The 26,101-nt window shown below is 40.2% G+C and carries 17 protein-coding genes; 6 read left to right on the forward strand and 11 right to left on the reverse strand.

From position 1 onward, the window contains the following. Positions 1-114: 114 nt before the first annotated feature. The gene (locus FGM01_RS04390; protein ID WP_243735758.1) at positions 115-1,131 is read right to left on the reverse strand and encodes a hypothetical protein; all 1,017 of its coding nucleotides are present in this window, start codon (positions 1,129-1,131) and stop codon (positions 115-117) included. 135 nt (positions 1,132-1,266) lie between these two features. Between FGM01_RS04390 and FGM01_RS04395 the strand changes: the two genes are divergently transcribed. The 3 genes from FGM01_RS04395 to FGM01_RS04405 all read left to right on the forward strand — a co-directional run bounded on the left by FGM01_RS04395 (position 1,267) and on the right by FGM01_RS04405 (position 2,858). Then, positions 1,267-1,998 (forward strand): SDR family oxidoreductase, encoded by a 732-nt coding sequence (locus FGM01_RS04395; RefSeq protein ID WP_143409909.1) that lies wholly within the window; start codon positions 1,267-1,269, stop codon positions 1,996-1,998. A gap of 30 nt (positions 1,999-2,028) precedes the next feature. Further along, positions 2,029-2,262 carry a hypothetical protein gene (locus tag FGM01_RS04400; protein ID WP_143409910.1) on the forward strand — a complete coding sequence of 78 codons (234 nt, stop codon included), beginning with the start codon at positions 2,029-2,031 and terminating at the stop codon, positions 2,260-2,262. Between the two features lie 86 nt (positions 2,263-2,348). After that, positions 2,349-2,858, forward strand: a complete 510-nt coding sequence (locus FGM01_RS04405) for a hypothetical protein (protein ID WP_143409911.1) — start codon at positions 2,349-2,351, stop codon at positions 2,856-2,858. On the opposite strand, the gene FGM01_RS04410 is transcribed toward FGM01_RS04405, so the two are convergent. Next, the gene (locus FGM01_RS04410) at positions 2,855-4,882 is read right to left on the reverse strand and encodes a protein-disulfide reductase DsbD family protein (protein ID WP_143409912.1); all 2,028 of its coding nucleotides are present in this window, start codon (positions 4,880-4,882) and stop codon (positions 2,855-2,857) included. The two genes, FGM01_RS04405 and FGM01_RS04410, sit on opposite strands and share 4 nt — an antisense overlap. 281 nt (positions 4,883-5,163) lie before the next feature. Here FGM01_RS04410 and FGM01_RS04415 point away from each other — a divergent pair, with 281 nt between their 5' ends. Then, a complete protein-coding gene (locus tag FGM01_RS04415; protein ID WP_143409913.1) occupies positions 5,164-6,051 on the forward strand; it encodes a bile acid:sodium symporter family protein in 888 nt (295 codons plus the stop codon). A 276-nt stretch (positions 6,052-6,327) separates the two neighbouring features. On the opposite strand, the gene FGM01_RS04420 is transcribed toward FGM01_RS04415, so the two are convergent. After that, complete coding sequence (locus FGM01_RS04420; RefSeq protein ID WP_143409914.1) at positions 6,328-9,282, reverse strand: serine hydrolase domain-containing protein; 2,955 nt, start codon at positions 9,280-9,282, stop codon at positions 6,328-6,330. Positions 9,283-9,322: 40 nt separating this feature from the next. Further along, positions 9,323-10,276, reverse strand: coding sequence for a polysaccharide deacetylase family protein (locus FGM01_RS04425; protein ID WP_143409915.1), 954 nt, complete (start codon positions 10,274-10,276; stop codon positions 9,323-9,325). Between the two features lie 173 nt (positions 10,277-10,449). Between FGM01_RS04425 and FGM01_RS04430 the strand changes: the two genes are divergently transcribed. Both FGM01_RS04430 and FGM01_RS04435 read left to right on the forward strand, forming a co-directional pair. Beyond that, the gene (locus FGM01_RS04430) at positions 10,450-10,851 is read left to right on the forward strand and encodes a Dabb family protein (RefSeq protein WP_143409916.1); all 402 of its coding nucleotides are present in this window, start codon (positions 10,450-10,452) and stop codon (positions 10,849-10,851) included. Between the two features lie 288 nt (positions 10,852-11,139). Beyond that, on the forward strand, positions 11,140-12,414 hold the full coding sequence (locus FGM01_RS04435; RefSeq protein ID WP_166435188.1) for an FG-GAP repeat domain-containing protein: 1,275 nt from the start codon (positions 11,140-11,142) through the stop codon (positions 12,412-12,414). A 20-nt stretch (positions 12,415-12,434) separates the two neighbouring features. On the opposite strand, the gene FGM01_RS04440 is transcribed toward FGM01_RS04435, so the two are convergent. The 7 genes from FGM01_RS04440 to FGM01_RS04470 form a co-directional block, all read right to left on the reverse strand. After that, a complete protein-coding gene (locus FGM01_RS04440; RefSeq protein ID WP_143409918.1) occupies positions 12,435-13,949 on the reverse strand; it encodes a TolB family protein in 1,515 nt (504 codons plus the stop codon). Between the two features lie 39 nt (positions 13,950-13,988). Next, positions 13,989-14,654, reverse strand: coding sequence for a gluconate 2-dehydrogenase subunit 3 family protein (locus FGM01_RS04445; RefSeq protein ID WP_143409919.1), 666 nt, complete (start codon positions 14,652-14,654; stop codon positions 13,989-13,991). 44 nt (positions 14,655-14,698) lie between these two features. Then, on the reverse strand, positions 14,699-15,574 hold the full coding sequence (locus FGM01_RS04450) for a sugar phosphate isomerase/epimerase family protein (protein ID WP_143409920.1): 876 nt from the start codon (positions 15,572-15,574) through the stop codon (positions 14,699-14,701). Positions 15,575-15,609: 35 nt separating this feature from the next. After that, a complete protein-coding gene (locus FGM01_RS04455) occupies positions 15,610-17,322 on the reverse strand; it encodes a GMC oxidoreductase (protein ID WP_143409921.1) in 1,713 nt (570 codons plus the stop codon). A gap of 37 nt (positions 17,323-17,359) precedes the next feature. Beyond that, positions 17,360-20,707, reverse strand: a complete 3,348-nt coding sequence (locus FGM01_RS04460; protein WP_143409922.1) for a VCBS repeat-containing protein — start codon at positions 20,705-20,707, stop codon at positions 17,360-17,362. Positions 20,708-20,867: 160 nt separating this feature from the next. Continuing rightward, positions 20,868-22,553 carry a RagB/SusD family nutrient uptake outer membrane protein gene (locus tag FGM01_RS04465; protein WP_143409923.1) on the reverse strand — a complete coding sequence of 562 codons (1,686 nt, stop codon included), beginning with the start codon at positions 22,551-22,553 and terminating at the stop codon, positions 20,868-20,870. Between the two features lie 4 nt (positions 22,554-22,557). Beyond that, positions 22,558-25,761, reverse strand: a complete 3,204-nt coding sequence (locus FGM01_RS04470; RefSeq protein WP_243735759.1) for a SusC/RagA family TonB-linked outer membrane protein — start codon at positions 25,759-25,761, stop codon at positions 22,558-22,560. Positions 25,762-26,101 lie beyond the last annotated feature (340 nt).

Here is a 26,101-nt window from a genome sequence, read left to right on the forward strand (position 1 = left end):
CTCCCGTTAAACTTGCTTTAAAACCAAAGAGCAACGCCTTGAAAACCCTGAATTAGATACGATTCAAGGCTTCAAAAAAAATAAATTCAAAAGCTGGTTATTAAAAATGGCAGGCTATTCCGTGTAAAAAAAGACTGAAGAAACTCCCTGCAATCCGTATCGAAGATCGGGGCCTATATTCCCAGAAACAGAGGTCGCATTATTAAAGGCCAGAACCCTGCCACCATTATTCAAGGCTTCAGCCACAAAGATTACATTATAGGCGGCATCATAAACCAGGTTTACCGGGTTACCTAATAATGTATTTGCCCCGGAAATCCTTAATTGCTCTTCTGCTCCGATAAATCCGCCATTGGAGGTGTTCGAAAACTTCTCCTCGAAATTCTGAATAATATGCAGACCTCCATCTGAACTTGATTCTACCTCTCCAATATCTGATACTACCATGGTGCCTTTATCAAAATCTAATCCATGTGCGCGAACAAGGCCCTGTATAGCAATTATCTTATCTGCCGTAGCGATACGATTGTTAATATAGGTATTCAGAAATTCGCGATAAACCGCAAGTCTGCTGGTTTCATCTACCGCTAGAAAGAGATCTTCTCCAATGAACTCTATACCCCAAACCTTAAATTTTGTCTGTACGGTATTCCTTAAGCTGAAGCCACTCTCAGTTTTCCGGTATACAAAAAGTCTGCCTTCAGGAGTAGTTTCATCCCCGTCCAGGTCTGTATTATCTGAAACCACATAGAAATCTCCATTGACCGCAAGATCCCTGGGACTTTCCAGATCAGGGTTACTCATGAGAATAATTTCCGGGTTTTTAGTACCCCCTTCGCCAAGTGTGCCAATGCCCTGGTACATTTCCAGCATTCCCGAAGACCTGGAAACTATGGTGAAAGCATCATCTACCGCAGAAAAAAAGATACCTTCTATATCTGAAGAAGAATTAGCATAATTAGTCACGATACCAGAATTAATATCATACCGCCGTACATCCCCGTTATGTGAAGTGGCGTATAAATGAGCCGTTGTGGAGGTTTCCACTCCCGGATTGAGGTTATCATCCTTATTACAACCAACCACACCTAAAAGCAGAATTAACAAGGAATATGATATTAGTCTTTTCACAAACTTAAATTTTTTACGAAGATAATACGCTGAACATTTTGACTGCCTCCCCAGAGAGTTAAATATCTGTTATTTGAAATTATCTTAACGGTGTTTTCGGGCTTAATTATTCATATTACTCTAAAACAGGAAAGTATGAATAAGGAAAAGAAGGTAGCGGTTATAACCGGTGCCAGTAGTGGAATTGGAAAAGCGATTGCCCGGAAACTTTCTTCAAATGGATATATCGTGGTTTTAGCCAGCCGGAGCTTAGACAAGCTTGCAAAGATCCAGAATGAACTTTCTACAGAAAGTATGATCGTAGAACTGGATGTAGGCGACACGGAAAGTGTAAACCAGGCTTTCGGAAAAATTTCTGAAAAATATGACCGGATCGATATCCTGGTAAATTCAGCAGGGATCATGCCTCTCACCTATCTTAAAAACAGGCACCTGGATGAATGGTTGAATACAATTGAAGTAAATGTAAAAGGAACTTTAAGATGCATCTACTCTGTCCTGCCACTTATGAAAAAGCAAATGGATGGGCATATTGTAAATATTGCCTCTGTTGATGGTAAAGAAATTTTTTCCGGCGGTGCAGTTTACGGTGCATCCAAAGCAGCCGTTATAGAACTATCCAGAGCAATGCGCATGGAACTATCTCCCGATTTCAATATCAGGGTGACTGCAATCGAGCCGGGAACCGTAGAGACAGACCTGCGGGAAGATATTACCGATGAAGAATTGCTGGAAGACAAGGATTATGGTGGAGATGAACCAAAGCTTAATGCAAAAAATATAGCAGAAGCCGTATTTTATGCTGTTTCACAGCCTTCCACCGTGAATGTTAATGAACTATTAGTAAAACCCACAGGAAAATCCTGATTGGGTCATCGAAAAAATTAAAAAAAGATTATGGGATTAGCACATATATTAAAATTAGCAGGGAAATTTGTATTAAGAGGATTCGTATTTAAAGCTGGAAAGAAGGCAGCTCTAAGAGGCGGAAAAGTTGGTATTGGCGCGGCCTCATTATTAGCGGGCGGATATATGGCCTACTCTTTACTTCAAAAGAGAGAAGAACGCCAGAAATCTAAAAACAGAATCAAAAAAGCGGAAAAGGCCAACCGGGAGAAAATAGTGGTATAAGCTGTTGATAGCTTATATCAAGCCTTTCAGATCATTAAAACCGGAATATAGTTTCAAATTCTTATCTTGAATTCAAATACCTTAAGATGAAATTAAAGAAACTTTCCAGCCTTTTATTTTTTTTTACCTGCCTTGGTTTTGCCCAGAATTCTGATTGCGCCTGTTGTAGTCAGGAATATGATCAATTCGATTTCTGGGTGGGAGACTGGGAAGTATTTAATGAGGAAAACGTGAAGATCGGTGAGAATTTAATTTTGAAACTGGAAGACAATTGTATTCTGAATGAAAATTGGGAAAGCGTAAATAATAGTAGTGGAAAGAGTTATAATTATTACGATCCTTCAGACAAAACCTGGAATCAGCTTTGGATAAGCAATACAGGTAATATCCTGAAGCTAAAAGGAAGTGGAACCAGAAATACAATGACGCTTAAAAGCGAGATAACCAGTAGCGATAAAGGTGATTATTACAACCAGATCAAATGGACCAAAAATGAGAATGGAAGTGTTACCCAGGAATGGGAAATATACAATCCCGACGGGGTTCTTATAAATACCGCCTTTAAGGGTATCTACCGGAAAAAAAGCAGTGATTAATTAATCATTACGCTGTCTGACTCTGCGCTGAATATATTTTGAGCCGGTTTACCAGACCTATTAAAATTATCAATTCCCTTTTTTAACCATTTGTAATATTCATCTGCATCTGGCTCATAAGCAGAAGGGGCTACCAGCTTTTGTTCTTCATGATCCAGAAGTACATAATATGGCTGAGCATTCGCCTGGTACCTGGAAATCTGGAAATCGCTCCATTTGTTGCCGATACTTTCTATCTCCTTACCGGTAGTTGGGGAAACATATTGTTCAGATTCTGGTAACTTCCGTTTATCATCGACATATAAAGATATGAGCACTAAATCATTTTTCAGTACATTTAAAATTTGAGGTTCACTCCACACTCTTTCTTCCATTTTACGGCAGTTGACGCAAGCGTGCCCCGTAAAATCCAAGAGAACTGGAAGATCCTTTTGCCGGCCAAACTCCATCCCTTTTTCATAATCGTGAAAAGTAATAATATCATGAGGCCCGTATTTGGCACCTTCAGGCAAAGTTTGAGAATTTGAAAACAAACCTCCGTTACCACCTCCAATACCATCAGGAGATTCGCTATAGTGCAGAGGTGGCGGGAATCCACTGATAATTTTCAGAGGAGCTCCCCAAAGACCCGGAATTAGATAAATAGTAAAAATAAGAGCCACCAATCCTGTGATTAATCTACCTACTGAAATATGATCTGTTCCCGAATCATGAGGCAGGCGTATTTTTCCGAATAAATAGAGGGCCAGCATTCCGAAAATAGCGATCCAGATCGCCAGGAATATTTCTCTTTCCAGAATATGTAATTGCAGCACCAGGTCTGCATTCGATAAAAATTTGAAGGCTAAAGCAAGTTCCAGGAATCCCAGGGTCACTTTTACCGTATTAAGCCATCCACCAGATTTAGGAAGCGTATTCATCCAGCCTGGAAAAGCTGCAAAAAGACCGAAAGGCAATGCGATGGCTAGAGAAAAACCAAGCATTCCTATGATTGGGGCTATCCCCCCTTTTGAAGCAGCTTCAACCAATAACGTACCCACAATAGGCCCTGTACAGGAAAACGATACGATCGCGAGCGCAAGCGCCATGAAGAAAATGCCTATCAATCCTCCTTTATCTGCTTTTGAATCAATTTTTGTACCCCAGCTACTAGGTAAAACGATCTCAAATGCTCCCATAAAGGAAACTGCAAAAATGACCAGTAAAATGAAGAATAACAGATTAAACCAGACATTAGTCGATAAGGCATTCAATGAATCGGCTCCAAAAATAAGGGTCACCAGTGATCCCAGGAAAACATAGATAACTATAATGGAAATCCCATAGAAAATGGCATTCTTTATTCCTGCTGCCCTGGATTTACTCTGCTTGGTAAAAAAGCTAACCGTCATCGGGATCATTGGGAAAACACAGGGAGTTAGCAAGGCTGCGAAACCAGATAAAAAGGCAACTATAAAAATACCCCAGAAGGATCTCTTTTCCTCAGGATTATTCAGGTTCACTTCTTCGCTATCTTCAACCGGTTCAACGCTTTCTTCAGAAACCTCAGACTCTATTGCGTCTTCATTTATTATAAATTCAAAATCTTTAGTCTGGAAAATACAGGCTTTATCGTCACAAACCTGGTATTCTACAGTTGCATTAATCCTGGCCAGACTGGAATCTAACACCTTAATATTCTGGGTAAATGTTGCCGTATTTGAAAAATAGGTTAGATCCATTTCAAATACATTATCATATTCGGTAACAGTTTCGCTTTCTTTAGTCTTTCCCAGTAATTCATATTTCTTCCCGGAACCATCAAAATCAAAAACAGTTGGCAAAGCACCGCCCTCTGGAAGTTCCTGAGAATATAAATGCCATCCCTGCTCGATATAGGCATGGATTATAAGTTTATACTCATCCCCAGACACCACCTCAACTTCATAATCCCATTCTACCGGATTTTGAATTTGAGCCTGGGTAAAAGAACCGATTATTAGAAGCAGAAAGAAAAGTCCCTTTTTCAAAAAATTGTTCATCATAATTTTGAATACATCTATAAAAAATGCTGAAATGCGTTCAAATTTAAGGAATTTAAACTGAAAAAAATTCCGCCAAATCAGAGTTCTCCTGCCTTACTTATTTCCTTTTAATCACTATAGTTTTAGTACAGCAACCCAATAACAACTAAATCTTGCAATTGATGCCGGCAACAGGATATACAGAGCAAAATTCTTATTTTTTCATTGCGACAAACTTTTCTTAATGTTGAAGCTAAGCAGTCAATATTTACTAGTTTAGGGAAAACAACCTGATCATAAAATTGGAAAACCCAGCAGATTACATCATGCCAGCCGCGATCGCACTTATTATGTTCGGGATTGGGATTGAATTAAAATTCAAAGATTTTAGATTAGTCTTTCTATATCCCAGGGCGGTAATTACAGGCTTAATTTCACAGCTTATCATACTCCCTGCTATTGCTTTTGGACTAATTTATTTCTGGCCTGTAGAACCATTGTACAAAATCGGGTTTATGCTTATTGCTGCCTGTCCGGGTGGAACCGCATCCAATCTTGTTACCAAGATCCTCAAAGGGAAAGTTGCCCTTTCCATTTCGCTTACCGCGTTTAATAGTTTTTTGATCCTGTTTAGCTTACCACTGATCCTGGAATTTAGCTTTCTTATTTTCGAACAGGAGGCTCAAAGTTTTGATCTCAGTTTTTGGGAAACAATGAAACAGGTATCTTTCACCGTGGTGTTACCGGTACTGGCAGGTATAGGAGTGAATTCGCTTTTAAATGAAAAGCAGTTGGAAAACATTCATCAGCCTTTAAAATTCATCTTACCGGCACTCCTTATAGTTTCTGTCATGGTGGTAATGTTCTCTGACGATTCAGAATTTAATATCGATTATTTAAACTACCTGCATCTGTTTATACCGCTGGTGATTTTAAATATGGTCACCATATTAGCCGGATTTTTGATCGGAAAATTTAGTGGTTTGAAACATGCAACCTCCTATACCATTGCCGTGGAAATGGGATTACAGAATAGTGTTCTGGCGCTTTTCGTGGCAAATCAATTAATGCAGAGCAAAGAAATAAGTCTTATAGCAATCTTGTATGGCAGCTTTTCCCTGATTACCACTTTTGGTCTGGCATATATGCTGAAAAAGCATTGGAAATATGCGCAGCAAAAAATCGCTTAAAAGCCCTATTTGCCTTTTTTGAAATGAGTAATTAATAAATAAACGGAAGCTATTACACCCAGTATGGCGAGAATGATGGAGGCGAAATAAAAAAAGTTAATCATAGCATCTGAAATTAGCGGAACGAACACAAGCACCGTTAGAGATGAGAATGCACTCCATGATTATAAAACGGCAAAGCTAATTTGCATCACAGGACTGTTTTACTGTAAATGATTAAAATATTACCACAATCCAGTAAAACACGCAGTCTTGTTTTTAATAATTAATTGAGAATCAATCAAGAATGGCATCATATATTGCCTGCTGAATTTTTGTCTTGGTATTTAGCTTATAGAGCCGGGTATTTTCCCGGTTAGGGATTACCCTGTTGGAAAGAAAAATATAAACCAGGTCTTTTTCAGGATCTGCCCAGGCCATGGTCCCTGTAAAACCGGTATGGCCAAAGCTGCTTTTGCTGGCACTTTTAGAAGTATTACTGTCTTCTCCTGCATATTTAAGATAAGGCTTATCAAATCCTAGTCCCCTGCGGTTATTATTTTCTGCAAATTGGGTGGTAGAAAAATCTTTTAAGGTTTTGGTTTGTATAAATCTCTGACCACCATACTCTCCCATATTTAGATACATCTGCATTAACTTGGCCAGATCGTTCGCATTAGAAAACAGACCCGCGTTACCTGAAACCCCTCCCATCATAATCGCCCCTTCATCGTGAACTGTTCCATGAATGGCTTCGCGCCGGAATAAAAAATCATTCTCGGTGGGAATGATCCTCGATAATGGAAATTTTTTGACCGGGTTATAAGTTAATGTTGAGGCCCCGACCTTATCAAAAATCCTTTCATCCAGAACTTTTCTGAAGCTTTCACCGGTAATTCTTTCAATAATTTCTGGAGTAAGGTAAAAGGCCAAACCAGAATATTTATAGGCAGCCTCTTTCTCCAGGGGAGATTTTTTGATAGCCTTAAAAATTTTCTTCTTGTAGTTACGATGCAGCCAAAGTTGGTCATTTATCTTTATAGGAAATCTACGGGAAGAATCCTGCTTAAAGGTGTTCCATTTAAAACTACCATTATTTCGCAAAGTATTTTTCCAGTATGGAATCCAGGGTTTAAAACGGGCCTGATGAGCCAGAATATCCCGAAATGGAATATCGGCCTTATTGGAATTTTCAAAGTAAGGCAGGTATTCATTGATCCCGGCTTCGAGATCGAACTTCCCCTCGTCCACAAGTTGCATTAGTACAGGGAGAGTCGATGAAATTTTGGTGATAGATGCAAGATCATAAAGATCGTCTTTCTTCACCCTAAGTGTATCGGTATAATTCTGGAATCCATAGGCCTTATAAAATACTACCATGCCTTTTCTGGCTACCAGCACCTCCCCACCCGGTATAGCTCTGGCATCCATTGCTTCCTGCATAAGCGAATCAATTTTGCTGTTCAAAACAAAGGAGTCCATGCCTACGTCTTCCGGCAAGGTATATCCTAACCTGATTCCTCCATCGAGATCCAGGCCAGATCCTAATTGAAATTTCTTCCCGATACTTACCGGTAATCTCCCGGATGCACCAATTCCCCCAAAAATAAGTTGCGCAGTTAACTCCTGGCTAACCGGCGAATCCTGGTAGGCTACTATAAGCCCGGCGGCCTGCTCGATATTCTCCAGTTTATCCAGCACATATGGATTTTTAAATATGGCGAAAATGGTATTACCGGACTTCGAAAATTTAGCAACGAATTCTTTTACCTCTTCAGAAAGCTTTAAAACATTCTGTGGCCTGATACTGAAATCATGCAGACCTATTATGACCAGATTATAATTTCCAAGTTCTTGCTGAAGTTTTAATACTTCCCGTTTACCCGCTTCCCGATCTAACTGAAAATGTTTTACCCTGGTATAAAGACCCAGGGTTTTCTGAAATTTTGTTTGCCGTTCTTCTCCAATTGATATTGACGCTATTTTCAAGGTGTCCAACCTTTTTAGAGGTAATAAATTTTTTTTATTCTTAAGTACCGTAAGTGATGCACCGGTCAGTTTTCTGTTCAAAAGAAGCGCATTATTAGTATTAAGGTCATCGTAAATCCCATCAGGCGAAATCGAAACATAATTATCCAGGCCAACCCATTTTTTTGCAGCCAGAATTTTTCTAAGCCTTTTATTTAAATCTTCCTCAGTTAAAATTCCCTGCTTCAATGCCTTTTCTGTTTCTGCAATCGCTTTTGAAATATCTTCTGAAAACTCAATAAGATCGTTACCGGCTAAGATTGCATCTTTATCCACAATTCCAGGTTCATTCCCTTTGGTAACGCCTTTCATATTCATGGCATCACTAACCACCAGACCTTTAAAACCCAGCTGGTTCTTCAGGAGATTTGTCACTATTGGCTTCGAAAGAGTTGACGGGGTTTGAGTGCTGTCCAGAGCCGGAATATCCAGATGTGCGACCATAATTCCGCTTACCCCGGCATCAATTACTTTCTTGAAAGGGTAAATTTCAATACTATCCAATCTCTTAATATCATGATTTATCCTGGGTAAGGCCAAATGTGAATCTGTGTCTGTATCACCATGACCGGGAAAATGCTTTGCAGTTACAAGTAAATTATGATCCTGCATTCCCTGTATATAGGCAAGAGATTTAGTCACGACATTATATTTATCCTCGCCAAAGGACCGGTAATTTATCACCGGATTATTCGGGTTGTTATTTACATCTACGACGGGAGCAAAATTCATATGCAGGCCTGCCCTTTGAAGTTGCCGGGCTATTTCTTCTCCCATTTTATATATAAGATCTTCATTCTGAACTGCCCCGAGAGCCATTTGATAAGGAAAACTTATGGTTTGCTTTAAACGCATTCCCAGTCCCCATTCGGCGTCTGTTGCTCCTAACAAAGGGATTTGTGATGCCTTTTGCAGTTGATTCATCATTTTCACCTGCTTTTCAGGGTTTCCCTGCATAAAAACGATCCCTCCAATCTTTTCTTTTTGAACCAATGAAAGAAGCTCCTCCAGATGTTGCCCGCCCTTATTAGAATAAGCAGGGACCATGAATAGCTGGGCAATCTTCTCGCGGTTGGTTAAGGTTTGCATTACTGAATCCACCCAGGTGTTATATTCATATTTCAGAAAATCAGGTTTGGATACCTTGTTTGTTTGCCCGAAAGAAGAAAGAGTAAATACTAAAAAAAGGAGAAAAAATTTTAAAGTTGACCTTGGAATTTGCATGCTTAGATTTGGTTTTTTTTTGAAGAAGGCAGGATTCAGATTATTCAGCTCGCACAATTTTATCTCGAAGTTGACGCCAGGTTACCAGGATGATATTATTTGCTTCCACGAGGCTCCTGGCTTTTTCACTGGTAAAAAAATCCAGATCGTCCTGCCTCCATTTACTGCCAAAATCAGGGTGATCTTTGGTCACTGCTTTCATTTCCTCATTGTCGTAGGCCAGATGAATAAGAATAACAGAAAGACCGGGTTCGAGACCATTCAGAATATTTTCATAAAACGTTTCCATTCCCTGTGAAGCATAAATTTCTGGGTTGGCCATATATAGATGATCTGTGATGATATCACGATCTGTAAACTCCATTTTTTCTTCAAGTACCTGGAATGCGGGAAGCCGGTCACTTAATAATACAGGCAACCTGTATTCTCTACCTTTTTTTATATAAGCTTCCATAAATTCGGGAGTGCTCATTACCGCCAGCATGTGCGCATCCAGGTGAGTTACATCAATGCCAAAATCTAAAGCTTTGATTATTTGATTATCTATCTCCTTCTCAATATCTGTAACCTCTGCGATTTTCTGAACACTATCGGTTAAGGGATAAAAATAACCATGTTTATTCACCAGGCTTTTCACCTCGTTACTGGAACTCGTTGGCCCCCACTTATAGTCTTTCCATTCACTGGTAACCGTTAGGTGAAGACCAAAATCTTTAGTGTCTGAATTTTCCCGTGCATAATCTGCTATTTCAGGGAACCAGGGACATGGCACCATGATACTTGCAGAGTTCACGATTCCTTCCTCCATACCCCTGATAGTGGCTATATTCTCTGAATGGCTCACACCCGCATCGTCGGCATGGACTATAAGCAATTTAGCATCTGCCGGATACCCAAGTTTTTCTGCAATTGTTTTTCCAGCATCCTGGGAATAAAGCGGGAAATTTGCCAGAAGCATAAGGCTTAAAATAATTTCCAGAGGTCTAATTTTCATGACGGTAAGTTTATCGATTATTTCAAGATAAAGAAAATTTAAAATATAAATTCAGGTGTTTCAAAATGCTTTATATCTATTTATGCCCTGGCCTCAAATCTACCAGCATGCCAAAAAAACCCTGAATCTTAAATTATTTTTTATTGTAACTTGTTGACTACCAAAATCATTTTATGAAAAGTCTCTTAAAAGTTGCCTTCATTATTTTCTTTCTCTGCGATACGGTATCATATGGGCAGGAGAACCAACCACTGGAACTTAATGAAAATTTCACCCACGTGGTTTATTTCTGGTTAAATAATCCGGAAAACCCGGATGACCGGCAGGCATTTGAAAAATCTCTAAAGCAATTATTAGCCAGTTCAAAATATGCCCAGACTAAATTCATAGGGGTACCTGCACAAACTCCCCGTGAGGTAGTGGATAATTCTTATACCTATTCGCTGATTCTAAGCTTTTCTTCCAGGGAAGAACAGGATAAATATCAGAAAGAACCTGCCCATCTAGCATTTATCAAAGAGTCTGAACATCTATGGAAAAAAGTTCAGGTCTATGATTCAACAGGTATAAAGTAATTCCGCTTTTTACCCCCCAGAATAATGATATATAAAAACTATTATTTTCCGATCTTATCTTTATTCCTATTTGTTTTTCTCGAGAGTTGTACAGGAAAACAAGAACCTCAGGGCCTGGTTCTTTATGATCAACAATGTGCCCGATGCCATATAGGCCCCAGTATTCAAGATCTCCCTAAAAATACCTGGAAAACAGCTGTCCTTCCCGATATGGGCACAAGAATGGGGTTTTCTACACCTGGATACGATCCTTATCAGGGATTTTCTTTTGAAGAAAAAATTGCCATCATGAAGACGAATACATTTCCTTCCACACCGGTAATTACAGAAGAGGAATGGAAGATCCTTCAGGATTATATTTTATCGAAAGCACCCGATAGCCTTCCTGAAACAAAGAAACCTTTAAATGTTAATAGCTCACTGGCGCTTTTCGAACCCAAACCACTAAAACTTGATGAAAATCCCGGTTCTTATATTACCTATCTTGAATACTTACCTGAAGAGGAAAGGCTTGCCATAGGCGATATTCAGAATAACCTGATCATGTATGATTTTGAATCTAACCAGATTGAAAGCACGGTAAAAGGAAACAGTCCGATAATCAAATACAATAAATTCAAAGAGAAGAAATATATTACTCAAATTGGCAGATTAAACCCTTCAGAAAGACCCGCAGGATCATTATCTATCCTAGAAGATGACCAGGTAAAAAATTATAACCACAAATTACACCGGCCTGTTCATAGTTCTGTAGCAGACCTTGATAAAGACGGTTCTCCGGAATTTGTCATTAGTGAATTTGGCCATTTTACGGGTAAAGTAAGTTTGTTAAAACAACAGGGGGATAGTCTCTCTAACAAAACTTTAATTAATCAGCCGGGAACCATTCGCACCCTGATTAGAGATATGAACAATGATGGCAAGCAGGATATTATCGCTTTAACTTCCCAGGGAGATGAAAGCATTACCATTTTATACCAGAACCAAGCTTTAGAATTTAATTCGGAAAAAGCGATCAGGTTCAGCCCGATATATGGCTCAAGCTGGTTCGAACTTATAGATTACGATCTGGATGGTGATCTGGACATCGCTACGGTTCATGGAGATAATGCTGATAAGACTCCAATTTTGAAGCCTTACCATGGATTGAGAATTCATATAAATGATGGTAACAACAATTTTACCGAATCGTTTTTCTATCCGTTGGATGGTGCCACCAGGGTAGTCGCCAGGGATTTTGATGAGGATGGTGATATAGACTTTGCGCTTATCGCAACCTTTCCAGATTATAATGAGGACCCCTTGCGATCCTTTATTTATCTTGAAAACAAGGATAAAGAAAACTATGAATTTACTACCTCAACTTTTGAAGCTGTTAATGAAGCGAGATGGTTCTTAATGGATGCCGGAGATATAGATAAAGATGGAGACCTGGATATTATTCTTAGTGCATTTTCATACGCTTTTTCACCAATTCCAAAGGATATTCAGCAGTTTTGGCAGGAAAAAGATCTGGATTTGATGGTTTTGGAAAATAAACTATGTACACCCACCTTGCAATAAAAACATTTCTACAGGCTGGATTAATTCTTACCGGAATTGCTCACGAAAGCAAAATGCTTGCTGTCCGGAGCCCAGGAAGGCACGTTAAAAGACCCTTGCCCTCCATATAAATAGGCGATCACCCTGGGCGCACCACCGGCGACAGGCATAATATTAAGACTAACCCTTTTAAAGGATGGATGAGCATTCACCGGAATATCAGAGGGAAAAGATAAATATGCGATCCATTTACCATCTGGCGAGATGTGTGGAAACCAGTCATTACTGGCATCAAAGGTTAACTGTTCCTTTTCAGATCCATCAGGTTTCATTCTCCAGATCTGCATGGTTCCGGAAGCGCTACCGTTATAGTAAATATACTTCCCGTCTGGCGAATACTCACAACCGTCTACATGTTCATTCTGTTTGGTATTAGTAAGCATTACCTCCTCGCCTCCATGTATAGATTTTTTATAAATATCATAGGTAGGATTACCTTCCCGGATCGCCACATAAACCACCTCTTCATTATTGTCTGCCCATCCATGCCAGTAAGAAGGAGTTTTTTCGGTTATCCTCCGAGGTTCTCCACCTTCCAGTGGCAAGATATACACTGCTGAACCTTCACCTTCAGGAGAATGACTTATCGCCAACAATTCACCATTGAAAGAGATACCGTGATCATTATTTAGATTATCGGCAAATCCGGTATTCAGTTTTTTTATTTCTCCTCCCTGTACTGGAATTGTAAATAAGGAGCCATCCATATTGAATAAAAGTTCTTCACCATCTGGCATCCAATTAGGCGCTTCAAACCTACGGTCGCTGGTATAAACGATCTTTCGTTTTCCGCTTTCAATATTAATTGTTTCAAGCCTGCATCCTAACCAGCCATCCCTCCCGGGATTATAATTGTGCTGTACGGGCTTATCTATTCTCACATTCCAGGCTTTCGCTCTTTCAATATTTTCAGCGTTATGGGAATTAATAAATAACCCTAATAAAACCTTATCCTCAAGATTGTCCATTATTTTTGAACCTATCACCTGCATTGGCTCTCCCCTATGTGCAGCCCGCATAATCACCTCATCTCCTTTCCTTTCTAATTGCAGAATCTCATAATCAAATTTTGGAGCCTGAACTTCATTTTTTTCATCCAGCATTTCTTCTCCGGTAACTGCTCTCCATTGTAGTGAAGTTAAGCCGTCACCATGTAAAACTGCACTTACATGTGCCGCATCATCGGCATCAGACTCTCTAAGCATAATCCCGGTCTTGCGATGAGGATCTTTGCCTTCTCCCTGAAACCTGAAATTTGCCGTAATTATGAAATCACCTTCAACTTCACTATATAAATAATGGAATTCATCCCGGTCAAACCAAATATTGGTTCCCGCTCCCTCTAAAATATATTCCTGCTCTTCAAAATTGAAAGTTCCTGAACCAATCTTTGCCGGATTTCCTATATCCTTATTAAATTCAAATCTTCCCAGCTCATTTTGGGCATTAATAATATTAAAGGACAGGAATAGAGTGAAAAAAATAAAGATTCGCATAAGAGAGAGTTAAGAACAAAAAAATAATATTACCAGAGATTACAGAGACATTGCTTTCCCATTTCCCAGTTCGGTTATAGGTGCACAAGGAATATATTCCCCCGGTACGGGATCATGCCAAAGGATGTTCTCACCTATCTCCTTACTGGTTTTCCAGGCCCAGATTCCCATATCCCTTACATTTTTCAAATAAGCAAAGGCTAAAGCATCTGCGTCTTCACTGGAAAAAAGTTCTTCGGGTTCCACATCAGAATTTTTATCCATAGGGTCCTGGGTTTCACCAAGCCTTTTTACATAAACTTCTTTTTCTGCCGGGGCAGCTTTTAAATATTTCCCGATTACTTTCTCAATATCCTCAGCTTCAGCATTCACAGCACTCTTCTTAATTTCATGCTCAAATGCCTGATTAAAGGCTTCAGCAGATCTTAAAAATCTGGATTTTTCCTCCGGCGAAGCCACTTCGTTCATATAAGCATCAATGAACCTGGGCACATTAACCGTATTTGCTCCGGGAGTATCTGTTTCAGGAATAATAATATCGAGCACCTTTTTTAGAACCAGGCCACTGGGAGCAGATAGAACCAAAGGCTGCCAGTCATAATCAGGATAGTTACGACAGCTCTGTAAGAGACCTAAGGTTGCAGGGCCTATAGCCATAATCCCTGCACCAAATCCAATATTTCTTAAAGCCTGTCTTCTATTCATAACTCAAAAAAATTAAAACTTTCATTCAAAATTGCACTCATGAATTACAGGAGATCCTTCTTTATATAGTTAAAACTTTGCGCAAGACTTTTATATGGATCCATCTCAAAATTTTCCTGCTCGACTATAAAGTGCTTACCTCCTGCTTCCTTCGCCAGATCAAATATTTTCGCAAAATCTATAGTACCGTTTCCTATTTCTGTATTTTTATCGTTGTTCGAGCGACTCATATCCTTTACATGCCAAAGTGGAAATCTTCCGGGATACTTGCGAATTAGTTCCGCAGGATCCTTGCCGGCTCTTACGACCCAATAAATATCCATTTCAAAGTATACCAGATCCTTTTCTGTATTTTCTAAAAATACCTCATAACCATTTTTTCCATTGAAATCATCAAACTCAAAAGCGTGATTATGATAACCCAGTTTCAACCCGGCTTCTGCACACATCTGGCCGGCTTCATTCAATTTATCGGCCATTCGCTTATAGTCATCAAGCGATGTTCTTAAAGGGTCTGAGATATAAGGAATAACCACATATTTTTGATCAAGGCCTTTTGCTACCTCCAGAGTTTTAGTAAAATCATTCCTTGTACCTTCTTTACTTAAATAGGTATCTACCCCATAATGCCCGCTGGGAGAAGTAAGCCCATTGGTTTTTAAAAGCTGGTAGAACTCCGGCACGGTGAATCCCCAGAATTGGTTATCTGGCGAGTATCCATAAGTTTCTACTTCCTTAAACCCTATCCTGGCAATTTCCTTCAGGGTTCCGCGCACATCATTTCCGATAGTATTTCTTAATGAATAAAGCTGCAGCCCCAGGGCCTGTGAACTTTCACAGCTATATAGCATTCCGGGTAGAGTTGCTGAAGCAGCCAGGGCAAGACCAGTTTGCTTTATAAAAGTTCTTCTTTTGATCATAATTATGGATTTTTATTAATGTGGTTACGATTGCTCTAAGTGCCTTCCTTATATTTAGTTTTAAACTTTCCGGCTTTGAATTCCCTGACCGCGTGATTCGCAGCCCTCGCCGTGATGGCCATATAGGTTAATGAAGGGTTCTGTGATGCTGAAGAAGTCATACAGGCACCATCTGTTACATATACGTTCTGCACTGCATGTATCTGATTGTTCCTGTTCAAAACAGAGGTTCTAGGATCTCTACCCATCCGGGCGGTTCCCATTTCATGGATTCCGTTACCAGGATAACAAGGATCATCATATCCCTGTACATCTCTGAATCCCGCTGCTTTTAACATAGCTACAGCCTGTTCTTGGGCGTCCTTCCTCATCGCTTTCTCATTCTCTTTATATTCACAATCAAAGGTCACCGTAGGTAATCCCCATTGGTCTGGTTTCTCATAATCCAGGGTCATTTTGTTTTCGTGGTAAGGCAGGCATTCCCCAAAACAATTCACCCCAATTTTCCAGTCTCCAGGTTTTAGCAATGCTTCTTTAAGTTCTTTGCCATAGCTCATTTCGCCTACTGCTTCGGTCCAGTCAGTTCTGCTGGCACCGCCCTGCATCCCGTAACCACGCACAAATGATTTCATGGTAGTATCCCGGTCTATATTCCGGAAACGGGGCACAAAAAAACCGGCAGGTTTCCTTCCCTTATAATAATCTTCCTGATGATTGTCTGATATCCCGGTCGCACCTACTTTAAAATGATGATCCATTAAATTATGCCCCAGTTCACCGCTATCATTACCTAATCCATTTGGAAAACGTTCAGATTTAGACTGCATCAGGATCGAGGTGGACGGGATAGCACCGGCGCAACAGAAAATAACATCTGCATAGAACTCCAGGTTCTCCCTGGTTTCAGCATCGATCAGCTTTACCCCTATGGCCTTGCCCTGATCTTCGTCATAAATGATCTCATGCACTATAGAATGTGGTCTAAGCGTTATATTCCCGGTTCGCTGAGCTGCAGGAAGTGTTGAGGAATTACTACTGAAATATCCACCATAGGGACAGCCCCGAATACACCTGTTTCTATACTGGCAGGGGCCTCTGCCTTCGCGTCCTTCAGGATCTGTGAGATTAGCTGCCCTGGAATGAATAACTGTTCTGTCTTCAAAATTTGCATCAACACCCTCTTTGAACTCCTGTTCCACACAATTTAAGGGCATTTCAGGAGTAAAGATGCTGTCTGGCAATTGAGGAAGGCCCTCAGCTTTCCCGCTAATCCCAATATATCTCTCTACTTTTTCGTACCAGGGTTCCAGATCTTTATAGCGAATAGGCCAATCTACACCATGCCCGTCCTTTTTATTTGCTTCAAAATCCATTTCGCTCCATCGAAAAGACATGCGGGCCCACATCAGGGACTTACCACCTACATGATAGCCGCGAATCCAGTCAAATCTTTTCTTTTCGTTATAAGGATGATCTATATCATCTACAAACCAGTGTTTGCTGGCCTCCCCGGTGGTGTAACCGGTTCTGGCTTGTTTTAACTGCCTTTGTCTATCCTCATAGGTCGCCTGTCCACGGAATTTAAAATCCCATGGATCCATATTCATGGTGGGATAATCCTGTACGTGCTTAACCATTCTTCCCCTTTCAAGAACCAGGGTATCTAATCCACCCTCTGATAATTCTTTAGAAGCCCAGCCCCCGGTAATTCCGGTGCCAATAACAATCGCATCATACTTTTTATTCATAGAGAGCTTTCTTTTAAATCATCATTCCTGATAAGAGCTATTGACTAACCGCTAATTCATTACTGGAAGATCCAGGTTTGTTGACCTTAATCAACTGTAATTTATCATTGTTCTTTGCTGAAATTATATAGTCGCCATGTGCAGTTTTTAACCTGATCATATCCTTTACATCGCCGGGTACGAAGAAACCAGATTCCCTTGCCTGCACCGCTTGGAATTGTCCTTTCCCATTTCCTTTTAAAAGTAGGCCAATCCCTGCATCTGCCCTTGGGGTTTCGACTTCAGAGGCAAATAGGTTTCCGGCAATTAGCGCATCCAGGTTCCCGTCCTCATCAAAATCCTCCACCAGGATCTGATTAATATTGGAAATCTGGGCTTCCACAGGCAACTGATGGATCTTAAAACCATCTTCCCGGTTTTCTATATAAATACTGGCAAAAGATTTAACCTGGTAGTGCAGGGCATTTTCAAGATAATCTGTGGTATAGATATCTTCCAGGCTGGCATTAGCAAAAGAATTATAATCCTTGAATTTATTCTTAATTCCCGGCATTTGCTGAGAAGAACATTCCCTACCTCTCACTGGAAATTTTTCGCCGTCATTAAAATAACTTAGCACTATATCATTTATACTATTCCCGTCGAAATCATAATAATAAATATCAAAACTTCCTTTTTCACTGGCTTTATACTTATAATTCAGACCTAAGTTCCCGGCAATAAAATCCATGTCCCCGTCGTTATCGAAGTCGCCTTCTCTGATGCTAAACCACCAGCCGGTGGTATCTGCAAGGCCTAGTTGTTTAGAGATATCTATAAATCCTCCATTATTATTTTTAAAGACTTTTATGGGCATCCATTCTCCCGCTACCACAAGGTCTGTCCAGCCATCATTATCAAAATCTGTCCAGGTGGCACTGGTTACCATTCCCAGTTCGCTTAGATCTGGAGCTATATCTTGGGTAACATCTTTAAAACTTACCTGCCCGTTCTTAGAATTATTCTCCAGGATATAACTATTGGCAGGTGCAGGATAACTACCCGGTACCAATCTGCCACCTACAAAAAGGTCCAGATCGCCGTCATTGTCAAAATCATTGGCGTAAACCCGTGATCCACTGGTAAGCATCTCAGGTAACGCAGAAACCGATCTTTTGAAGTCACCATTTTCATTTATGTATAATCTATCCTGCAAGGCTTTGGAATTTTTATCAAATTCATTCCCTCCGCTAACCACATAGAGATCGTTATCACCATCATTATCTGCATCGAATATTAAAGCACCAAGATCTTCATATAACCTATCCTCCTGGATATCCCTGAATTCTTTCTTCTGAAAGCCATTTTTGGTTTGAAAAAATATTCCCGGGTGATATTGTGTGGCCGCACCTATAAATAAATCTTCCAGGCCATCACCGTTCAGATCTCCCTTAGCCATACCCGGACCAAACATCGAAGTTTTGTGAGGCAGCAGAATCTCATTTTGAAAGTCATCATATCTGTTTTCTATATGTTGATATTCCAGGTCCAATGAATCTGCATTAATAGTGGTAAATAACTTTTCCTCAGGATTTTCAGGCACTAAAGACGTTTCTGTTTTCGAATTTTTGTAATCCAGAGTCAGGGTTTGATTTACGCTGATATCCTTTAATATTTCCACCCTTCTATCTGGCCAGACTACTTTTAATTCCCCGATGGTTTGATCTTTACCCAGTCCAAAATGCACCTGAGGAGCCACTGAAGACTGAAATCCTCTGGTAAGATTTAATTCCTGTAATTGAGTTTGTTCCCCATTCTTTAGATAAACCCTGGTACCAATCCCGAATTTATTATTATCGGGTCCCCTGAAATCTATTTTGAGGTAATTATTATCATCAGGGTTTTTATTTTCAAAAACCGTGGCTTCATCATCTATATTATTTACGATAATTTCCAGATCACCATCGTTATCCAAATCGGCATAGACTGCCCCGTTGGAAAACCCTTCGTAAGTTAGCCCCCATTGCTCATTCACGCGCTCAAAAGTCATATCTCCCTGATTTCTATACACGAAATTATCTACTCTTTCTGACGGGATCTCCAGGGATTTTTCCAGTAAATCGTTGTTTTTGGCTGGATCGTTTTTTAGTTTATTGAAGTAATCTTTATTGTTGATCTCCCTGCGCGTACCATTGGAAATATAAATATCCTTCCAGCCGTCATTATCCAGATCTACAAATAATGGTGCCCAGCTCCAATCTGTTGCCTGTACTCCGGCGAGATTGGCCGTATTACTAAAAAAGGGAGTCTCACCTTTTAAATTCCCTGCATTGGTTTGCAGCGCATTGTACATGTATTGATAATGAAATCCTGCATTGATCGTGCTCCAGAAAAGCTGTGGATTCATACTGGCCATATTTGCCTTGGCACGGCGATTATCCTTGGCAGCCATATCCATCTGTAAGATATCCAGAAGACCGTCATTGTTATAATCTGCTATATCCACACCCATCCCATAAAATGAGGTTTGCTGGGTTGCCTCTTTCAATACTTCTGAAAAGGTACCATCCTGATTATTTAAATACATATAATCTGGCGTACTAAAATCGTTGGAAACATAAATATCTGGCCAGCCATCTTCGTTAAGATCTCCTACCGTGGCACTGAGCGTAAGTCCAAACGATCTAAGCCCTGCATCATTAGTAACTTTGGTAAATTTGCCCTGGTCATTTCTATAAAGATTATCGGTCTCAATATCCTTTACATTTTGCATTTTAAAAAGGTAAAAATGATTGGGAGCGTCAAAATTCGTTGGCGGATAGTTGGCTACATATAGATCCAGATCTCCATCCAGGTCGTAATCAAAAAAGGTAGACTGCACGCTGTGCCCCTCATCTGCCACCCCGTATTCTGAAGCTTTTTCTGAAAATGTTCCATCTGTGTTATTGATATAAAGGAGATTTTCCCGGGGTCCAAATTTCCCCGAAGCCGATACATAAATATCTAGAAAACCATCTCCATTTACATCTGCCATACTAACCCCGGTAAACCACCGGTTATCGCCAGAAACGCCTGCTTTTTCTGAAATATCTTCAAATTCCAGGTTTCCCTTATTCAGATATAGCCGGTTAGGCTCCATATTTCCGGTAAAAAAAAGATCGGTTAACCCGTCATTATTGATATCCCCGGCGGCTAGCCCACCACCCATGTATAAATAGGAGTAACTAAAATAATTAAGGCTGTCATTTTCCCGGAGTGTATTCTTAAAATGTATACCTGTTTTTTCCGGATTAAGCCGGATAAAATGCTTTTGATTATCTACAGTTTCATTAGAACCTGAAGAACAGGACTGCAGTACTATAAAGATTAGAAAGAGAAGTAATGAGTTGAGGCTAAATTTATTCATTTTCGATGATCATCTGTTAATTGATAATATCTGGCAATAAGTTCCTAATTTAATGAAAAAGAGCTTGTCTATCAAGGTTAAAAACCTATTCAGACAAGCTCTCTAAAAAAATAACTTAGGTTACGCTATATTGACCTGCGATCTCATGATATTTTTAAAATTAATATCCGGGATTTTGTTCCAATATACCTCCCGAGAGATCTATTGCTGTTGTAGGAATTGGCATGATAACCATATGTTGCTGGAAAGGCGAAGTTTTAGGTCCGAAATTCGGTATGGTCGATGTTTCGTTCGCTATATATTCGTCTATTACGTTCTTCATGTAACCTGCTCCCCAACGGGCAAGATCAAAATACCGGTGTCCTTCCATGGCCAGTTCCAGTCTTCTTTCAAATCTAACTGCCTTGATAGCAAAGTCCTGGTCTGGAAAAGAAGTGTAAAGGTCTATATTATAATTAGCTGCGGGCGAACCATCTTCAGCCTGTACTACAGACATGTTTTTAGCTCTTTCTCTAACCCTGTTCACATAATCCAGAGCAGTATCAAGATCTCCCAGTTCTGCCGCTGCTTCTGCTGCCATTAACAATACTCCGGCGAATCTCATTACATTATAATTCACACCAGAGTGCTGTTGACCCCAGGCTCCTGTACCTTTATTTTCATCTTCACCAGCCTGATATACGTTTTTCTTAGGTAGATAAGGACCAGAAATATCAGCAAAACTGTTTCGAATCCATTCTTTACCAGGGTGTAAACCAAAACCATTATATTCAATACCTCTTCTACCTACGGTATAATCCAGACGGGGATCCAGAGGTCCGGTTTCCGGCGTGAAAGGTTGATCGCTTTCAATACCATAATCATTGGCAATATCTGAATCGGCATAGGTGTCCAGTAATGGTAAACCATCATCCCCGGTTTTATAAGCATTTACCAGATCCTGGGTAGGCACATAAAACCCACAACAGAATCCTAAAGCGTTAGGGAAGTTAAGTGTTCCTCCAACATTCCCATTGAAGGACTGACCACCATCTGCGGCGAACTGAACAGCGAATACTGTTTCAGGACCATTCTCTCCTGCCGCCGTAAAATTAGCTACAAATTCTTCATTTAAAGCGTAAGGTCCATTTTGGATAACATCCTGAAGGATGTTGAAAGCTTCCTGCCACTTTTCCTGGAATAAGTAAGCTTTACCTAAAAAGGCTTTTGCAGTCCAGGAAGTTGGTCTGCCTGCCTCGGCTTGAACATCTGGCAAATTATCTATTGCAAACTGCAGATCAGATTCTACTTCTCCCCAGATTGGTCCGGGGTTTGGCTGATTAAAATTGCTGTTCGCATAATTCTCTACAGAAATAAATGCCGGATTACCGTAGATCTTTTGCAGCTCGAAATTAAAATATGATCTCAAGAACCGGGCTTCGGCTTCTTTAGCCGAAATGTCCTCGCCCTCTATACCGTTAATAACGTTAAGCACAGCATTCGCCCTGTTTGCCCCGGCATATAATGCTTCCCATCTTGCTAATAAATATGGGTTAGCAGGAGTAAATGCATAGGTTTCAAGCAAAAACAGGTCAAGCTGATCTCCATCTGTACTTCCTTTGTGAGCATCATCACTCATTACATCCAGCCACCAGTTATCTGGTCCAACCGCAAATTGGTTTCCTCCATTATTATTTACAACTCCCGTAAGAGCCGAGTAAGTTCCGGTAAGTAAAAGGTCTACTCCCTGCGGGTTTTGTAAAGCCTCATCACTTAAGGCTCCCACAGCGGGCGTTTCGGTAAAATCCTCACTACATGCTATAAAAGCCAGAATAGGCAGGAAATAATAAAATATCTTCTTTTTCATGTTACTAGAGTTTTATATTAACACCAAATGTATAAATCTGAGACACCGGGTATACTGGCGCATAACCGCCGCCGATTCCACCACCTGCATCCACACCCAAAGTAAGGCTATCAAAAGACGGCACTTCAGGATCCAGGCCTTCATAGCCGGTAATAGTGAACAAGTTAGTTCCCTGAACGTAAACACGCAAGCTCTGGAATCTTAATTTTTCAACGATATTGTCAGCAAAATTATATCCTATTTGCAGGTTGCTCAGTCTTAAAAAAGAACCATCTTCAACAAAGAATGAATTAGGATTCGTTTCATTATTTCTAATAGTTTGACTAAGCGCCGGTAAAGCGGCATTAGGATTATCAGGAGTCCAGGAATCTAAAACACGATCACTTCTGTTTGAATTAAAGAACAGAGGAAAATCTGTAAAAATTCTCTGATAATTATAAATGTCATTACCCTGAGAGCCTGAGAAGAAAGCCGACATGTCGAATCCTTTATAAGCAGCGGTAAGGTTTAAACCATATGTGAAATCGGGATGGGGAGAACCAATATCTGTTCTATCTTCATCATCGATGATTCCGTTGCCGTCTATATCGGCATATTGAAAGCGGCCTACTCCGTCTGCCGGTGAAGCAAATCCCTGGTCTGCTGCTGCAGCCACTTCAGCTTCTGATCCAAAAATACCTATCACTTTTCTTCCGTAGAAATAGGATAATGGTTTACCTTCTTCGGTTCTGGTTAGGGCGCCCCCTCTAAAACCGGTATTACCGGTCTGGAAATCACTAATAAGATCTGTCACCTCATTTTTGTAATGTGACAAATTAAGGTTGGCACTCCAGGTGAATTCCTCTGCAGGATCACTGTAATAACCAAGACTGAAATCCACCCCGGTATTCTGAATGGACCCAAGGTTTACATATGGTGCAGAGGCGTCTATCGCGGTAGTACTAATAGAACTAAAATCCTGAGTAATCAGATCTTTGGTCGTGATCTCATATAGTTCCACACGAGCTTCCAAACGACTGTCCAGCATATCTGCATCTATCCCGATGTTTTTGGTAACACTGGTTTCCCAACGTAAGTTTGGATTTCCTACCTGGCTTAAAATAGCCCCGGAAGTTATCCCTCCATTACCATTGAAAGGATAATCTGCCACCTGATTGTTTAAACTGGAAATATTGATGGTTGGATTACCTACCGGCAAAGTCTGATTTCCTACTTCACCCCAGGATCCCTTTATTTTTAGTCTGTTTACAAATGCTGATACCGGATAAAAATCCTCTTCACTAACAACCCATCCTACACTAAATGATGGAAATAAATCACTTTTATTATCACCAAGGAATCTTGAAGACTCATCCCTCCTAAGAGTACCAGAGAAAAAGTATTTACCGGCAAAATTATAATTCACATTCCCGAATACTGAATAAAGCGTATTGGTCTGATCAAACGCATAGTCAATAATCGGATCTCCCGAACCGTTATTCAACAGGTAAAAATCCGGATCTTCAAATAAATAATCATTACGGGAAATACCCTTACCTTTTTGTCTGTTAGACAGGGATTCTATACCTGCTACAGCATCTACGCTATGGTTTCCAAAGTTACCACCATAATTAACCGTATTGGTCCAGATCCACTGGTAGTTATTAGAATCCTGTTCTGTTAGCGTATTTGTCGAACGAGGTTCAGAATGCTCAGGGTTTACAGGAAGGAAGAATCTTCCATCATATGTTTGCACATCTGCAGCAATCGATGTCTTTACATTTAAACCTTCTATAATTTCCAGGGTAGCATAAAGATCTCCAAACAATCTTAGTTGCTTATTATAATTGTCTGATGCTCTGATCAAATTCGCTACCGGGTTAGTTGGGTTACTTAATCCGGCTGCGGCATTATATGTTCCGGCAAAGTCTCCATTGTCATCTCTAACCGGCAATATTGGCACATTCCTCAGGGCTTCATTTACCTGATTTCCTGAACGGGTATTACTAAAAGAAGCATTCAGGTGATTACCAACTCTCAAACGATCACCAATTTTAAATTCTGAATTTAAACGGGTAACCGCTCTTTCGAAACCTGTTTCCAGTTGGATACCTTCTCTTTTAAGGTAATTCACCGATAAAAGAAATTTACCGTATTCATTTCCGTTTTGTAAACTAACAGAACCATTATAGGTTGGGGCAGTTTGAAAGATCTCATCCAACCAGTCTGTACCTCCCCGAGGCACGGTTACATCTACCGGCACACCATTTAACATTGTGGGCACTACAGGATCGGGACCACTCCCATATTGAGGGTGAGTAACTTCTGCACCGTCATTTCTTAAAGACTGGAAGATCATTTCTCCATGCTGCTGAGGATTAAGTAGCGTTGGCAAATTGGTTGCCCTGGAGAATCCTACATAAGAATCTACAGATATTGCTGGGCCGGCCATACCATAACGACCTCCTTTAGTGGTGATAATTACAACCCCATTCGATGCTCTTGCACCATAGATCGCCGCAGCACCATCTTTAAGCACGTTCATCTGTGCAATATCACTGGAGTTCAAACTATTGAGGATCGAAGGATCATCTGTTTGCACACCATCTATAATATAAAGCGGATTGTTATTATTACTGGTACCAAAACCACGAACTCTAACTACCGGAGACCCACCAGGGGAACCGTCATTCTGAACGGTTACACCGGTAACCCGGCCCTGAAGTGCTTCAGCAGCATTTACGATCGGAGCCTTAGTAGCTTCCTCAACGTTCACAGAGGATACAGAGCCGGTCACATCGGCACGTGTTTGTTGGGTATATCCAAGAACCACGATTTCATCCAGTTGACTTGTATCTTCTTCTAAACTTACGTCCAGTAAATCCTGGTCACCTAATTCGATTTCCTGGGTTACATAGCCCACATAACTGAATACGATAATGTCGCCAGTAGCGGCATCCAAACTATACCTTCCATCAAAGTCGGTTTGCGTTCCCACACTCGTACCTTTAATAAAAACATTCACACCTGGCAGAGGCATCCCTGTTTGATCTGATACCACCCCTGCTATTGTTCTTTGGCTTTCTTCAGCTGCCGGGTTAGCCGCAAATAGGGATTGGCTGTTACCCACAATAAACAAAAGCAAGATCATGCTTAATTTTAAAAACATACTCTTGCCCTGTCCTGGAGAGAATTCCCCACCAGTAGTAGTAGTCTTTTTTCTATTCATAATTGGTTAATTTAGTTTGAAGTTGAATATACATATAAATCTTAAAAAAAGCATAATTCATTGCTTTTTATCTAATTAAATCCTTAAAAACCACGGATTCAAAAAAATCAATGCCTTATTTTCTTAAAAGGATATTTCCAATTCTAAATTTAAAAAGATTTAAAAGGAGACAAGTGAATTCATAATCGGGAAAGTTATAGAAACTGCTCCATCAAATGACCCAACTACCTTATTAGCAACTTTTTAACATTTCAGCCTCAAATAAACAATTTTTTTCACATAAATTCATATCCATTATTAATTTTTTTATAATTTCAAAAACCGGATTCCCAAAAAAGTT

Source organism: Christiangramia sabulilitoris, from assembly GCF_007050985.1.
In the GTDB taxonomy this organism is placed as follows: Bacteria; Bacteroidota; Bacteroidia; order Flavobacteriales; family Flavobacteriaceae; genus Christiangramia; species Christiangramia sabulilitoris.